9 protein-coding genes are annotated in these 14,694 nt (G+C 71.5%); 7 read left to right on the top strand and 2 right to left on the bottom strand.

The window, feature by feature from the left end:
• The first annotated feature begins 35 nt into the window (after nt 1-35).
• The 4 genes from FB453_RS34205 (at nt 36) to FB453_RS13920 (ending at nt 5,216) form a co-directional block, all read left to right on the top strand.
• Complete coding sequence (locus FB453_RS34205) at nt 36-185, top strand: hypothetical protein (protein ID WP_165947858.1); 150 nt, start codon at nt 36-38, stop codon at nt 183-185.
• A 17-nt stretch (nt 186-202) separates the two neighbouring features.
• Nucleotides 203-1,633 carry a class I SAM-dependent methyltransferase gene (locus tag FB453_RS13930; protein ID WP_112698365.1) on the top strand — a complete coding sequence of 477 codons (1,431 nt, stop codon included), beginning with the start codon at nt 203-205 and terminating at the stop codon, nt 1,631-1,633.
• Nucleotides 1,626-3,677, top strand: a complete 2,052-nt coding sequence (locus tag FB453_RS13925; RefSeq protein ID WP_145790429.1) for a sulfatase-like hydrolase/transferase — start codon at nt 1,626-1,628, stop codon at nt 3,675-3,677. Before FB453_RS13930 ends, FB453_RS13925 begins: the two co-directional genes overlap by 8 nt.
• A 255-nt stretch (nt 3,678-3,932) precedes the next feature.
• On the top strand, nt 3,933-5,216 hold the full coding sequence (locus FB453_RS13920) for a citrate synthase (protein ID WP_112587594.1): 1,284 nt from the start codon (nt 3,933-3,935) through the stop codon (nt 5,214-5,216).
• Nucleotides 5,217-5,623: 407 nt separating this feature from the next.
• Here the strand turns inward: FB453_RS13920 and FB453_RS13915 are convergent, their stop codons facing one another.
• Both FB453_RS13915 and FB453_RS13910 read right to left on the bottom strand, forming a co-directional pair.
• Nucleotides 5,624-6,268, bottom strand: a complete 645-nt coding sequence (locus FB453_RS13915) for a maleylpyruvate isomerase N-terminal domain-containing protein (protein ID WP_145790427.1) — start codon at nt 6,266-6,268, stop codon at nt 5,624-5,626.
• Nucleotides 6,269-6,482: 214 nt separating this feature from the next.
• Nucleotides 6,483-7,754 carry a glycosyltransferase family 4 protein gene (locus FB453_RS13910; protein ID WP_486480287.1) on the bottom strand — a complete coding sequence of 424 codons (1,272 nt, stop codon included), beginning with the start codon at nt 7,752-7,754 and terminating at the stop codon, nt 6,483-6,485.
• Between the two features lie 480 nt (nt 7,755-8,234).
• On the opposite strand from FB453_RS13910, the gene glgX reads away from it, so the two are divergent.
• The 3 genes from glgX to treZ are packed head-to-tail and all read left to right on the top strand — an operon-like array spanning nt 8,235 to nt 14,381.
• Nucleotides 8,235-10,352 (top strand): glycogen debranching protein GlgX, encoded by a 2,118-nt coding sequence (glgX, locus tag FB453_RS13905; protein WP_145790425.1) that lies wholly within the window; start codon nt 8,235-8,237, stop codon nt 10,350-10,352.
• Between the two features lies 1 nt (nt 10,353).
• Complete coding sequence (treY, locus tag FB453_RS13900; RefSeq protein ID WP_145790423.1) at nt 10,354-12,657, top strand: malto-oligosyltrehalose synthase; 2,304 nt, start codon at nt 10,354-10,356, stop codon at nt 12,655-12,657.
• Nucleotides 12,657-14,381, top strand: coding sequence for a malto-oligosyltrehalose trehalohydrolase (gene treZ / locus FB453_RS13895; protein ID WP_145790420.1), 1,725 nt, complete (start codon nt 12,657-12,659; stop codon nt 14,379-14,381). Before treY ends, treZ begins: the two co-directional genes overlap by 1 nt.
• The last annotated feature ends 313 nt before the right edge of the window (nt 14,382-14,694 follow it).

Genomic DNA, 14,694 nt, shown 5'->3' with positions numbered 1-14,694 from the left:
GCCGGTGTCGAGGCGGCGAGGGCAAGGAGCGATCGGTGGAACATCTGGCCTACCTGGACGCGGGGTCCGGCAGCCTGATCGTGCAGGCGGTCGTCGGTGGGGTGGCTGGCGCCGCGGTCGCCGCGAAACTCTACTGGCGACGGCTGGTCGACCGGTTCCGCCGGCAACCCACCGACCAGCGCTGAGCGGGCCAACCCCGACGATGGCGATCTCACCCACCGAGGTACGGCCGGAGCCGGCCTCCTTCCGCGACCCCGCCAACCGGGTCTTCCACGTCGGCGACGAGGTGCTGCGCGGGCTGGACCCGCAGGCCGCCGAGCACTGGCGGGCACTGACCGGCAGCACGTTCTTCCCGGCGCTCGTCGCCGCGCGCAAGGTCTGCGCCACCGAGGACGCCCCGCCCGCCCTGGTTCCGGCCGCGACCGGAACGCCGTGGGCGGCCGTGCTGCGCCACGAGCGCATCCCGTTCGTCTCCCACCCGTACGAGTGGTCGTTCAGCATGCTGCGCGACGCCGCCCTGCTGCACCTGGAGATCCTGACCGCCGCGCTCGGCGAGGGTTTCACCACGAAGGACGGCTCGGCGTACAACCTCCAGTGGCGCGGCGCCCAGCCGGTCTTCATCGACATCGGCTCCTTCGAGCCGGTCCGGGACGGCGAACCGTGGGCCGGCTACCGGCAGTTCTGCCAGACCGTGCTCTACCCGCTGATGCTCACCGCCCACCTGGGCGTCGACTTCCAACCGTGGCTGCGCGCCCGGGTCGACGGCATCGAGGCCGACGAGTTGCGGCCACTGTTCAACGGCGCGCGCCGGCTGCGCCCCGGCGTGCTGACCCACCTGCACCTGCATGGCGCCATGCAGCAGAGCAACGCCGCCGCCAGCACCACCGACGTACGCGACCAACTGCGGGCCGCCGGCTTCTCCCGGGAGTTGCTGCTCGCCACCGTACGCGGCATCGAGAAACTGGTCCGCAAGCTGGACCGCCGCCCGCCCGAGAGCCACTGGTCGGACTACCAACGCACGTGCGGCTACTCGGCCCGCGACCGGGTGGCGAAGGAACAGTTCGTGGCCGTCGCGGTCGCCGCCGGCACCCGCCCCCGCCTGGTGCTCGACCTCGGCGCCAACGACGGCCGGTACTCCCGGCTCGCAGCCGGGCATGCCGACTACGTGGTCGCCGTCGAGCAGGACCCCACAGTCGTCGACGAGCTGTACCGACAGCTGCGCTCCGAGGGGCAGCGCCGCATCCTGCCGCTGGTGCTGGACCTGGCCGACCCCTCGCCGGGTGGCGGCTGGCGGGGCGTCGAGCGGGCCGGCTTCGCCGAGCGGGCGTCCGCCGACGTGGTGCTCGCCCTGGCCGTGGTGCACCACCTCGCGATCGGGCGCAACGTGCCGCTGCCGGAGGTCATCGACTGGCTGGCCGGGCTGACCGCGCCGGGCGGCGCGGTGGTGGTGGAGTTCGTCCACCCGGAGGACCCGATGGCGACGCGGCTGCTGGCCAACAAGCCCGCCGGTCTCTTCCCGGACTACCGACGCGACACCTTCGAGACGTTGCTCGCCGCCCGAGGGCGGATCACCGACCGGCTGGAACTGCCCTCGGGCACCCGCACGCTCTACCGGACGGTGATGGGTGGCTGAACCGGCCTCCGTCGACCCGCCGGCCCCGGACCGCCGGCCGCCGGCCCCCGGACGGTGGGACCGGGGCTGGCGAGGTGAGCTGGGCCGGCTGCTGGAGATCGTCGCGCTGGTCGGTCTCGTGGTCACCCAGCCACTGCTGGACGTGCTCGGCCGCAGCCCCGACTTCTTCCTCTTCCACCGCGCCGACCCGGCCCAGATCCTGCTGCTGCTCGCCCTGGTGACGGTGCTCCCCACAGTCGCGGTGGCAGTGCTCGGCGCGCTCAGCCGACTGGCCGGCCGGACCGCCCGCGCCCTCACCCACACCGCGCTGGTCGGGCTGCTGGTCGCCGCCCTCGCCGTGCAGGTGGGCCGACACGTCACACCACTTCGGGGCGTACCGCTGCTGCTGGTGGCCGTGCTGGCCGGAGCCGCCGGCGCGGCCGCGCACCGGCGGTGGCGGGCGCCGGGCCGGGTGCTGCGACTGGCCGCCGCCGGCCCGGTGGCCTTCGTGGCACTCTTCCTGCTCGCCTCGCCCACCTCGGCGGTGGTCCTGCCGCGCGGCGACGGCGGCGCGGCCGGCACGGCGCAGGGCTCGGCAGTGCACCCGCCGGTGGTCATGCTGATCCTCGACGAGCTGCCACTGGTCAGCCTGCTCGGCGCGGACGGGAAGATCGACGCCGGGCGGTACCCGCACTTCGCCGAGCTGGCCGGCAGCTCCACCTGGTACCGCAACTCCACCGGCGTCAGCGGGTGGACGCCCAACGCACTGCCGGCGATGCTCACCGGCCGCTACCCGGCCAAGCCGGTCGCCCCGCACTACTCGCAGTACCCGGACAACATCTTCACCGCCTTCGGCGGCCTGTACGACATCCGCGCCGAGGAGAGCATCACCCGGCTCTGCCCGCCCAGTCGCTGCGAGCAGCCGGTCACCCCGGAGCAGGGGCTCGGCGTGCTGGTCCGGGAGACCGGCAAGCTCCTCGGTCGGGTCGCCGGGCCGACGGAGAGCGCTGTCGACCCGGAGGACTCCTACCGCGAGCAGACCCGCACTGAGGCCGGCCTGGACGCCGCCGAACCGGTGCCGGCCGACCCGAAGTTCCGCTGGGACAGCCTGGACGACAACCAGCCGGCCCGGTTCACCAGCTTCCTGGCCGGGCTGAAGCCGTCGACCCGGCCCACCCTGCACTTCCTGCACCTGCTGATGCCGCACTCACCGTGGGCGTACCTGCCGTCCGGGGCGCGCTACGACGCCCCCGAGGACCTGCCCAACGACGGCGCCGGGTGGGTCGACCTGGCCCGGCAGCGGCACCTCGCCCAACTCGGCTACACCGACCGGCTGATCGGCGAGACGCTGCGGACGCTGCGCGCCAACGGCCTCTACGACCAGGCCCTCGTCGTGGTGACCGCCGACCACGGGGTCAGCTTCCGCGCCGGCGCGCAGGGCCGGGGCATGGACGCCATCAAGGCCGCCGCCGGCGAGGTCGCCTGGGTGCCGACGTTCGTCAAGGAACCCCGGCAGCAGACCGGCCGGGTGGACGACCGCAACTGGGAACACGTCGACCTGCTGCCGACCGTGGCCGACGAGGCCGGCGTCCGGTTGCCCTGGCGGGTCGACGGGCGCTCCGCCCGGCAGGCCCCCCGCTCCGACGGTACGAAGCACTTCTACGACCGCCCCGGCGAACCGATCACCTTCCCCGGTGGCGTGCCCGCCCCGCCACCCCTGCCGACACCCCACCCCCTGGTCGGCACCGAGGTACGCGCCGGCCCGGCCGCCGGCAGCGCCCGGGTCGCCGACCTGGCCGCGTTCACCGCCACGGACCCGGACACCGGCACCCTCCCGGCACTCGTCTGGGGCGACGTCCCGGACCGGATCCCGGACGGCACCCTCCTCGCCGTCGCCGTCAACGGCCGCATCGGGGCCGTCGTCCCGGTGGTGCCCGCCGACCCCGGCGGACGCCGGTTCGCCGCGCTGCTCGCCGACGACAAGCTGTTCCACGCCGGCACCAACCAGCTCGACGTCTTCCAGGTCGCGACGGACGGTACGCTGCGACGCCTCACCCTGTCGTGACCTGGCTTCCGGGGTCGGTCCGGCCTGGCTCCCAGGGTCGGTCCGGCCTGGCTCCCGGAGTCGTCAGGTCTGGCTTACCAGGGTCGGTGCGGTCCGGTCCCGTCTGACGGGATACCGGGTTTCCCGGCCGCCCGGTCGGGAATCGGGTGACGCATACCTCACCGCCGAACCACGGCGGGCGTTGTCCCCCGAGCCGCAATTACGGTAGAAGCGAAGGCAATTCAACGTAGATCTGCCGGCGAAGCGAGGAACCACATGACGGAAGTCAAGCTCGATCACCCCGGTGGGCAGCTGTCGATGCCGGTGCATCCTGCGGTCGAGGGCCCCGCCGGTATCGGGGTGAGCAAGCTGCTGAAGGAAACCGGGATGACCACGTACGACCCCGGTTTCGTCAACACCGCCGCTGCCTCATCCGCGATCACCTACATTGACGGCGACGCGGGCATCCTGCGTTACCGGGGGTACCCGATCGAGCAGCTGGCCGAGAAGTCCTCCTTCCTGGAGGTCTCCTACCTGCTCATCTACGGTGAGCTGCCGACCGAGCAGCAGCTGACCGAGTTCACCGAGTGGATTCGGCGGCACTCGCTGCTGCACGAGGAGATGCGCCGCTTCTTCGACGGCTTCCCCCGGGACGCCCACCCGATGGCGGTGCTCTCGTCCGCGGTGAGCGCCCTGTCCACCTTCTACCAGGACAGCCTGGACCCGTTCGACTCCGAGCACGTGGAGATCTCCACGGTCCGGCTGATGGCGAAGGTCCCCACCATCGCCTCGTACGCGTACAAGAAGTCCATCGGTCAGCCGCTGCTGTACCCGGACAACTCGCTGGGGTACGTGGACAACCTGCTGCGGATGACGTTCGGCGTGCCGGCGGAGCCGTACGAGGTCGACCCGGTGATGTCGAAGGTGCTGGACATGCTCTTCGTCCTGCACGCCGACCACGAGCAGAACTGCTCCACGTCGACCGTCCGCCTGGTCGGCTCCAGCAACGCCAACCTGTTCGCCTCGGTCTCGGCCGGCGTGAACGCGCTGTTCGGCCCCCTGCACGGTGGCGCGAACCAGGCGGTGCTGGAGATGCTCCAGCAGATCCACGCCGGCGACGACGACGTCCGGTCCTTCGTCCGCAAGGTCAAGGACAAGCAGGACGGCGTGAAGCTGATGGGCTTCGGCCACCGGGTCTACAAGAACTACGACCCGCGGGCGGCGATCGTCAAGAAGGCCGCGCAGGACGTGCTGGGCCGGATGGCCAAGCCCGACCCGCTGCTGGACATCGCCATGGAGCTGGAGGAGATCGCCCTCGCTGACGACTTCTTCGTCTCCCGTCGGCTCTACCCGAACGTGGACTTCTACACCGGCCTGATCTACAAGGCCATGGGTTTCCCGACCAAGATGTTCACGGTGCTCTTCGCGCTCGGCCGGCTCCCCGGCTGGATCGCCCAGTGGCGCGAGATGATCAACGACCCGGAGACCAAGATCGGTCGTCCGCGGCAGGTCTACGTCGGCTCCGCCGAGCGGGACTACGTCCCCTTCGGCGAGCGCTGACCCGCTCCTCGCTTCGCCAGCAGGCCGTCGACCCTCCGGGTCGGCGGCCTGCCGCTTTTCCGGACTCCGAGCTGCCCCGTCCCGCCCGTGATCGACTCGCTTTCCTTGAAGGCGCGGTGTTCCTCGGGCCGGGACACCCCGACTTTCAGGAAGCCGAGTCGATCACGGGCGGGGTGACGCCGGGGCAGGCCCGTGGTGCCCTGGCAGGCCCCGAGCCCTGGGGCCGGGCGGCCCCGAGCCCCGAGCCCTCGGGCCGGGCGGCCCCGAGCCCCGAGCCCTGGGGCCGGGCGGCCCCGAGCCCCGAGCCCTGGGGCCGGGCGGCCCCGGGCATCGAGCGGCCCCGGGCATCGAGCGGCCCCGGGCATCGAGCGGCCCCGGGCCCGGCTGGTCGGCGACGGGGCGGGCGGTCAGAAGGCGGAGATGTTCCGGGCTCGCTCGCTGCGACTCAGTGCGCTGATCAGCGCGGACTGGCCGTTGCGACGCACGGCCAGGCGGACCAGCAGGTCGCGTACCGGGTCGAAGACGTCCGCCGGGAACTCCGGCGTGGGCACGCCGATGCTCACCGCGAGGTCGTCGGAGTGGACCACGATCTCCAACTGACGGGTGAGCAGGAACTCGCTGCGCGGGAGGGCCCAGCCCTGCCACGGGATCGGCACGACGTCACGGGCGGCACGCCGGGAGAGCAGGCCGCTGACCTCTTCCAGCGCCTGGGCGGAACGGGCGTGCAGGTCGGCCGGCCCGCGTGCGGCGTCGGCCTCGTCGGGGCCGGAGGCGACGGAGGCCTCGTCCGGGGAACCCTCGGTGACCCAGGCGGCCCGCTCGTAGTGGTTGTCGGCCGACTCCAGGGTGGGCAGATCGCTCGGGGCCGGCAGCAGCTCCGCGGCACGGACCGCCTGACGCCCCAGGTGACACGCCAGGCCACCCACCGACAGGTGCGGCAGCGCGCTCGGGCTCGACCACTGCTCGGTCACCTCGGGGCGTCGGATCAGGTCCAGCGCGATTGCGGCGGCGATCGGAAAGCTGGCATCCAGGGCGTCGACAGGACGAGACATCCGCACATTCTGGCAGGCCCGACCGGTCCCCGCCGGGCAGCGCGGCGCGCTCGCCACAACATGATCGACTCGGCTTTCAGGAAGTCGGGGGGTCCCCAGCGCCGCAACACCCCGATTTCAAGAAGGCCGAGTCGATCAACCCCGCCCGGGCCCGCCCGAGCCCGAGCCAGGCCCGAGTCCGGGCCGAGCCGGGATCGGGCCTGGCCGGCGAGGGTCAGCGCAGGCCGGCGGCGGCGAGCAGGTTGCCCGCGGGCAGCGCCGGGAGAGCGCGACCCTGCGACATCCGCTGCTCGGCGCGCTCGGCGGTGAACGCGGCGTCGTGGTGGATGGCGGCGGCGTAGCTGGCGGCGGTGCGCTGGGCGATCGCGGCCCAGCCGTACTGGTCGTGGACCATCCGGCGGGCGCGGCGGGCCATGACGCGGGAACGGTCGGCATCCGACAGCAGCGCGTCCACGGCGTCGGTCAGGCTGTCCGGGTCGTGTGGGCGGAAGGTCATCCCGGTGACGCCTGGCTCCACGATCTCGCCGAGGCCACCGGTGGCGGCGACTGCCAGGGGAGCGCCGGCCGCGGCGCCTTCCAGGGCGACCATGCCGAACGGCTCGTAGATGCTCGGCACGGCGAAGCAGTCCGACGCGGCCATCAGCGCCGGCAGGTCGGTGCCGCCCAGGAAGCCCGGCATGGTGACCATGCCGCCGAGGCCGCGGCGGTGCACCTCGGCCTCCAACTCGGCGCGGTACGGGCCGTCACCCGCGATCACGGCACGCAGCCCGGGGTGCCGCTCGCGCAGCCGGGGGAGCGCGGCGATCAGGTGCTGGACGCCCTTCTCGTACACCAGGCGCCCGGCGAAGGTGACCAGCGGGCCGTTCCCGGCGAAGCGGGCGCGGGCGGCGGCCACGGCACGCGCGGGCACCCGCCAGCGGTGCGGCTCCACGCCGTTGGCGACCACGTCGACCCGCCCGGCCGGTACGCCGAAGAGTGCGTTCACCTCGTCGCGCATGTACCCGGAGCAGACGATCACCCGGTTGGACTCGCTGCTGAGCCACTGCTCGACGCCGTGGATGGTGCGGTTCATCTCCTCCGGCAGCCAGCCCTGGTGCCGACCGGCCTCGGTGGCGTGGATCGTGCTGACCAGCGGGATGTCCAGGTGGTCGCGCAACGTCATCGCGGTGTGCGCGACGAGCCAGTCGTGGGCGTGGATGACGTCGTACGAGCCGGCCTGGGTGGCGCGCAGCGCGGTGCGGGTGAGGGTGTGGTTGAAGGCCATCGTCCAGGCCAGCAGCGAGCCGGTGGCGAGGGGGAAGGTGACGGGGTCCTCGGGGGCGCGCAGGATGCGTACGCCGTCGGCGTACTCCTCCAGGGGTGCGCCCTCGGAGTGGCGGGTGACGACGGTGACCTCGTGGCCGGCGGCGGCCAGCGCGACGGAGAGGGCGTGCACGTGTCGACCGAGGCCACCGACGAGCACCGGCGGGTACTCCCAGGACAGCATGAGGATGCGGCGGGTCTGCGGGGGCACCCCGGGGCCGGACTGCGCCGGCACGGGCGTGCCGGGCTGCGCGGTGGGACCGGGCTGCGCGGGGGGCCGGGAGGTCAGGGTGGGCCGGTGGGCCCGGTCCTTGGTGGCAGCGAGCTGCTCGTCGACCCGCACTGTCACATCTATCTCCGTCCATGCATGGTGGCGCGCGCCGGCGTCAGTGGCGGCGGAGCGGGAGGTGTAAGGGGTGGCCGAGGGCCTGGCGGGCACGCGCGAACGCTTGTCCCCGGTCAAGGAAAGTGCATCGGACCCAAGAACGCATCTCGAAAAGGGCCATCGTGACGGAGGACACCCGATCGGTGTAGGGCGCATCAGACGGGCGGTTTTCGCCCATCGCCTGAAAGGATGGATTGGCGCGTCCGGGCCGGGGGCACTACCTGCGTGCGCGCGGGCGATCTCGGCCGGTGCGCACATAACCATGGTCTAAGGAGCGACATGCAGGTCTGGCCGGGCGAGCGGTACCCCCTGGGCGCCACCTACGACGGGATGGGCACCAACTTCGCCATCTTCTCCGAGGTGGCCGAGCGGATCGAGCTGTGCCTCTTCGACGAGTGGGACACCGGCGCGGAGCGCCGCGTCGAGCTGCGCGAGGTCGACGCCTACGTGTGGCACGCGTACCTGCCGGGCATCGAGCCGGGCCAGCGTTACGGCTACCGGGTGTACGGCCCGTACGACCAGGCGAACGGGCTGCGCTGCAACCCGCACAAGCTGCTGATCGACCCGTACGCGAAGGCCATCGACGGTGACGTGGAGTGGGACCCGGCGGTCTACGACTACGACCTGGACGAGCCGGAGCGGATGTCGGAGACCGACTCGGCCCCGTTCATGCCGAAGTCGGTGGTGGTCAACCCGTACTTCGACTGGGGCAACGACAAGCCGCCGCGCACCCCTTACCACCACTCGGTGATCTACGAGGCGCACGTGCGCGGGCTGACCATGCGCCACCCGGACATCCCGGAGGAGCTGCGCGGCACGTACGCGGGCATCGCCTCCCCACCGATGATCGACTACCTGACCCGGCTCGGGGTGACAGCGATCGAGCTGATGCCGGTGCACCAGTTCATCCACGACAACCGCCTCGCCGACCTGGGGCTGCGCAACTACTGGGGTTACAACACCATCGGCTTCTTCGCCCCGCACCACGGCTACTCGGCGCTGGGCCGGACCGGCCAGCAGGTGCAGGAGTTCCGGGGCATGGTGAAGGCCCTGCACGCCGCCGGCATCGAGGTCATCCTCGACGTGGTCTACAACCACACCGCCGAGGGCAACCACCTCGGGCCGACGCTGAGCTTCAAGGGCGTGGACGCCCCGAGCTACTACCGGCTCAGCGAGGAGGACCGCCGCTACTTCGTCGACTACACCGGCACCGGCAACAGCCTCAACGTGCGCAGCCCGCACTCGCTGCAACTGATCATGGATTCGCTGCGTTACTGGGTGACCGAGATGCACGTCGACGGCTTCCGGTTCGACCTGGCCGCCACCCTGGCCCGCGAGTTCTACGAGGTGGACCGGCTGTCCACCTTCTTCGAGGTGGTGCAGCAGGACCCGGTGGTCAGCCAGGTGAAGCTGATCGCCGAACCGTGGGACGTCGGCCCCGGCGGTTACCAGGTGGGCAACTTCCCGCCGCTGTGGACGGAGTGGAACGGCAAGTACCGCGACACCGTGCGCGACTTCTGGCGCGGCGAGCCGGCCACCCTCGCCGAGTTCGCGTCCCGGATCTCCGGCTCCGCCGACCTCTACCAGGACGACGGCCGCCGACCGTTCCACAGCATCAACTTCGTCACCGTGCACGACGGGTTCACCCTCAACGACCTGGTGTCCTACAACGACAAGCACAACGAGGCCAACGGCGAGGAGAACCGCGACGGCGAGAGCCACAACCGGTCCTGGAACTGCGGGGTCGAGGGCGACACCGACGACGAGGCGGTCCTCGCGCTGCGGGCCAAGCAGCGGCGCAACTTCCTGGCCACCCTGATGCTGTCGCAGGGCGTGCCGATGATCGGCCACGGTGACGAGCTGGGCCGCACCCAGCACGGCAACAACAACGTCTACTGCCAGGACAGCGAGCTGGCCTGGGTCGACTGGGACAACGCCGACGAGCAACTGCTGGAGTTCGTGCAGACGCTCACCGCGTTCCGCAAACGACACCAGGTGTTCCGCCGTCGCCGGTTCTTCACCGGGCTGCCGGTGAACGGGCGCGGCATCGACGAGCCGCTGCCCGACCTGGCCTGGTACACGCCGGACGGGCGTGAGATGACCGGCGAGGACTGGGGCAACGACTTCGGCCGCTCGGTGGCGCTCTTCGTCAACGGCGAGGGCATCCGCGAGCGCGGCCAGTACGGCCAGAAGCACCACGACGCGTCGTTCCTGCTGTGCTTCAACGCCCACGACGCGCCGTTGGACTTCGTCATGCCCGGCAGCGAGTACGGCCAGAAGTGGGAACGGGTGATCAGCACTGCCGAACCCGAGCCGGACGACGCCACGGTGATCAGCGCGGGCGGCACCATCCGGGTGCCGGACCGTTCCCTCGTCGTGCTGGAGAGGACGATCTGACATGCCGGCCACCCCTCCCACTGCCACCTACCGGGTCCAGGTCCGCCCCGGCTTCGACCTGGACGCCACCGCCGCGATCGTCGACTACCTGGACGACCTCGGCGTCAGCCACCTCTACACCGCCCCGCTACTGACCGCCACCCCCGGCTCGCAGCACGGCTACGACGTCGTCGACCACCGGGCCGTCAACCCGGAGCTGGGCGGGGAGGCCGCCCGCCAGCGGCTGCTGGCCGCCCTGCGCGACAAGCAGATCGGCCTGGTCGTCGACATCGTGCCCAACCACGCCGGGGTCGCCGTACCGGCCGCCAACCCGCCCTGGTGGGACGTGCTGCGCCGGGGGCGCGACTCGGCGTACGCCGACTGGTTCGACATCGACTGGGACCGGGGCCGGCTGCTGCTGCCGGTGCTGGGCGACGACCCGGCCGCCCTGGACGACCTCAAGGTGGTCGACGGGGAGCTGCGCTACCACGAGCACCGCTTCCCGGTCGCCGACGGCACCGGCGACGGCAGCGCCCGGGAGGTGCACGACCGGCAGCACTACGAGCTGGTCTCCTGGCGGCGCGGCGACGCCGAGCTGACGTACCGCCGGTTCTTCGCCATCGCGGGCCTGGCGGGTCTGCGCGTGGAGGACCCGGCGGTCTTCGCCGCCACCCACGAGCTGATCCTGCGCTGGGCCGCCGCCGGGGAGGTCGACGGCATCCGCGTCGACCACCCGGACGGCCTGCGCGACCCGGCCGGCTACCTGGCCCGGTTACGGGCCGCCGCGCCCGACGCCTGGCTCGTGGTGGAGAAGATCCTGGAGTACGGCGAGGAGCTGCCGGACTGGCCGGTGGACGGCACCACCGGCTACGACGCCCTGGCCGCTGTCGGCGGGCTGTTCGTCGACACCGACGCCGAGGGTGACTTCACCGCGCTGGACAACCGCCTCACCGGGCAGCACACCTCCTGGGAGGACCTGACCCACACCACCAAACTGGCCGCGGCCACCCAACTGCTCGCCGCCGAGCTGACCCGGCTGGCCGCCCTCGCCCCCGAGGTGCCCACCGAGCAGGCCCGCGCGGCGCTCGCCGAGCTGGCCGCCGCGTTCGCCGTCTACCGGGGCTACCCGCCGCACGGCGCCCGGCACCTCGCCGCCGCCCGCTCCGAGGCCGGCCGTCGCCGCCCCGACCTGGCCGGTGCCCTGGACGCGATCACCCGCCGACTGCGCACCCCCGACGACGAGCTGGCCCAACGGTTCCCGCAGCTCACCGGCGCGGTGATGGCCAAGGGCGTGGAGGACACCGCGTTCTACCGCTGGACCCGGTTCGTGGCGCTCAACGAGGTCGGCGACAACCCCGCCCACTTCGGGGTGCCGCCGGCGGAGTTCCACCGCTTCGCCGCCGCCCAACAGGTCCGCTGGCCGGCCAGCATGACCACCCTCTCCACCCACGACACCAAACGCGGCGAGGACGTCCGCGCCCGCCTCGCCGTGCTCAGTGAACTGCCGGGCCGCTGGGCCGAGCAGGTCAAGACCTGGATGGAGTACGCGCCGCTGCCGGACCCGGCGTTCGCCCACCTGCTCTGGCAGACCGCCGTCGGCGCGTGGCCGATCGAACGGGAACGGCTGCACGCGTACGTCGAGAAGGCCGCCCGCGAGGCCGGGGCCTCGACCAGTTGGGCGGACCCCGACCCGGCCTTCGAGCAGGCAGTGCACGCCGTGGTGGACCAGATGTACGACGACCCGAGCCTGCACGACGAGCTGACCGAACTCGCCGCCGCCATCGCCCCGGCCGGCTGGTGCAACTCGCTCGGGCAGAAGCTCATCCAACTCACCATGCCCGGAGTGCCGGACACCTACCAGGGCACCGAGCTGTGGGACAACTCCCTCGTCGACCCGGACAACCGCCGCCCGGTCGACTTCGACGTACGCCGAGAGTTGCTGGCACGCATCGACGGCGGCTGGCGTCCCCCGGTCGACACCGACGGAGCGGCGAAGCTGCTCGTCGTGTCGCGGACCCTGCGGTTGCGGCGGGCGCACCCGGAGCTGTTCACCACCTACCGGCCGGTCCCGGCGCACGGGCGGGTGGGCCGTCACGTGGTGGCGTTCGACCGGGGCGGCGTGATCGCCGTGGCGACCCGGCTGCCGCTGGGCCTGGCACGCGCCGGTGGGTGGTGTGACACAGCTCTGTCACTTCCCGTTCACGAGATGAAGGACCTGTTCACCGGCCGGGTCTACAGTGGCGGGGAGACCCCCCTGGACGACCTTCTGGCCGACTATCCCGTGGCTCTGCTGGCTCCTTCCACCACTTCCGTGGAGGCTGCGTGATGACCGAATTCAGCGTGTGGGCGCCGGACGCCGAGCGGGTGCGGCTGCGCCTGGCCGGCGACGCCGACCACGAGATGCGCGCCGCCGCAGACGGCTGGTGGCGGGTCGAGGTGCCCGACGCCGGCCTCGACTACTCCTTTCTGCTGAACGACGACGAAACCCCACTGCCCGACCCCCGCTCACCGTGGCAACCTGCGGGGGTGCACGGGCCGAGCCGCCGCTACGACCATTTTGCGTTCCAGTGGAGTGATTCCTCGTGGACGGGCCGGCAACTGCCCGGCAGCATCCTCTACGAGCTGCACATCGGCACCTTCACCCCGGAAGGCACCTTCGACGCGGCCATCGACCGACTCGACCACCTGGTGTCCCTGGGCGTCGACCTGATCGAGCTGCTCCCGGTCAACGCCTTCAACGGCGAACACAACTGGGGGTACGACGGCGTCTGCTGGTACGCCCCACACGAGCCCTACGGCGGCCCCGACGGCCTGAAACGGTTCGTCGACGCCGCCCACGCTCGCGGTCTGGGGGTGATCCTCGACGTTGTCTACAACCATTTCGGGCCCTCCGGGGCCTACGCGCCGCGGTTCGGGCCCTACCTCGCCGAGCAGAGCAACAGTTGGGGCCGCTCGATCAACCTGGACGGCCCGCACTCCGACGAGGTACGCCGCTACATCATCGACAGCGTGCTCATGTGGTTGCGCGACTACCACGTCGACGGGCTGCGTTTGGATGCTGTGCACGCGCTGCCCGACTCGCGGGCTGTTCCTCTGCTCGAAGAGCTGGCGGTTTCCGTCGAATCGCTGTCGACGCACCTCGGGCGGCCGCTGTCGCTCATCGCCGAATCGGACCTCAACGATCCGCGGCTCATCACCCCGCGGGAGGCCGGTGGGTTCGGGCTGCACGCGCAGTGGAACGACGACGCGCACCACGCGCTGCACACGTTGCTGACGGGGGAGCGGCAGGGCTACTACGGGGACTTCGGGTCCTTGGAGACGCTGTCTGACGTGCTGACCGGCGGGTTCTTCCACGCGGGGACCTGGTCGAGCTTCCGGAATCGGCACCATGGGCGGCCTGTTGATCCCCGGGTGCCGGGGCATCGGTTCGTGGCCTACCTACAGAATCACGACCAGATCGGGAACCGGGCTACCGGGGATCGGATCTCGGCCTCGCTGTCGCCTTCGCTGCTCCGGGTTGGGGCTACGTTGCTGCTGACGGCGCCGTTCACTCCGATGCTGTTCATGGGGGAGGAGTGGGCGGCATCTACGCCGTGGCAGTTCTTCACCTCGCACCCAGAGCCGGAGTTGGCCTCTGCGGTGCGGACCGGGCGGCGGCGGGAGTTCGCCTCGCACGGGTGGCCGGAGGGGGACGTGCCCGACCCGCAAAACCCGGAGACGTTCGTGCGGTCGCGATTGGACTGGGCGGAGCTGGACAAGCCTGAGCATGCATCGATGTTGTCGTTTTATCGGCGGTTGATCGGGCTGCGTCGGTCTGTGCCTGACCTGTCGGATCCTCGGATGCACGCGGTGTCGGTGCAGCATGGGGACCAGTTTCTGCTGATGCGGCGGGGGGACACGCTGGTGGTGGCCAACTTTGCTGGGCGAGGGCAGGGGGTGTCGCTGCCTGGGGTGGCTCGGCGGGTGCTGCTGGCCACGGGGGAGGGGGTCACGGTGATGCGGGACCGGATTGAGTTGCCTGCGGAGACTGCGGCGATCGTGGCGCTGTGAAGTGCCTGCACACGGCAGTCGGCCTGACGCGTTGACGTGACTGTCTACCCTGCGCCGGTTGTCGCCACCCTCAGCGCGGTGGCCGAACTCTTCCTCACCAGCCTGTTGCTGACGCCTCGCCAAGAACACCATGGCAGAGGGCGCCGCGTGCAACAGCTGCAGTACCGATGGGCTCTCACCTCTCTGCCGCCAACTCGTCCCAACTTCGCGAGGCACTACTAAGGCGTGTTTCAGAAGTCGTGGTGGCCGATGAAGGTCCCGGCGTGGCGGTGATCGACAACTGAAGAGGTCTCCGGTATTTGGTTCTGCGACC

It is taken from the genome of Micromonospora sp. CNZ322, assembly GCF_007827755.1.
This window is presented reverse-complemented; position numbering and strand designations above follow the sequence as displayed.

What these genes read in the sequence shown, in the direction of transcription:
- FB453_RS13930 (WP_112698365.1), top strand. Translation starts at nt 203, where the DNA reads ATGGCGATCTCACCCACCGAGGTACGGCCGGAGCCGGCCTCCTTCCGC.
- FB453_RS13920 (WP_112587594.1), top strand. Translation starts at nt 3,933, where the DNA reads ATGACGGAAGTCAAGCTCGATCACCCCGGTGGGCAGCTGTCGATGCCG.
- FB453_RS13915 (WP_145790427.1), bottom strand. Translation starts at nt 6,268, where the DNA reads ATGTCTCGTCCTGTCGACGCCCTGGATGCCAGCTTTCCGATCGCCGCC.
- FB453_RS13910 (WP_486480287.1), bottom strand. Translation starts at nt 7,754, where the DNA reads ATGCTGTCCTGGGAGTACCCGCCGGTGCTCGTCGGTGGCCTCGGTCGA.
- glgX (WP_145790425.1), top strand. Translation starts at nt 8,235, where the DNA reads ATGCAGGTCTGGCCGGGCGAGCGGTACCCCCTGGGCGCCACCTACGAC.
- treY (WP_145790423.1), top strand. Translation starts at nt 10,354, where the DNA reads ATGCCGGCCACCCCTCCCACTGCCACCTACCGGGTCCAGGTCCGCCCC.
- treZ (WP_145790420.1), top strand. Translation starts at nt 12,657, where the DNA reads ATGACCGAATTCAGCGTGTGGGCGCCGGACGCCGAGCGGGTGCGGCTG.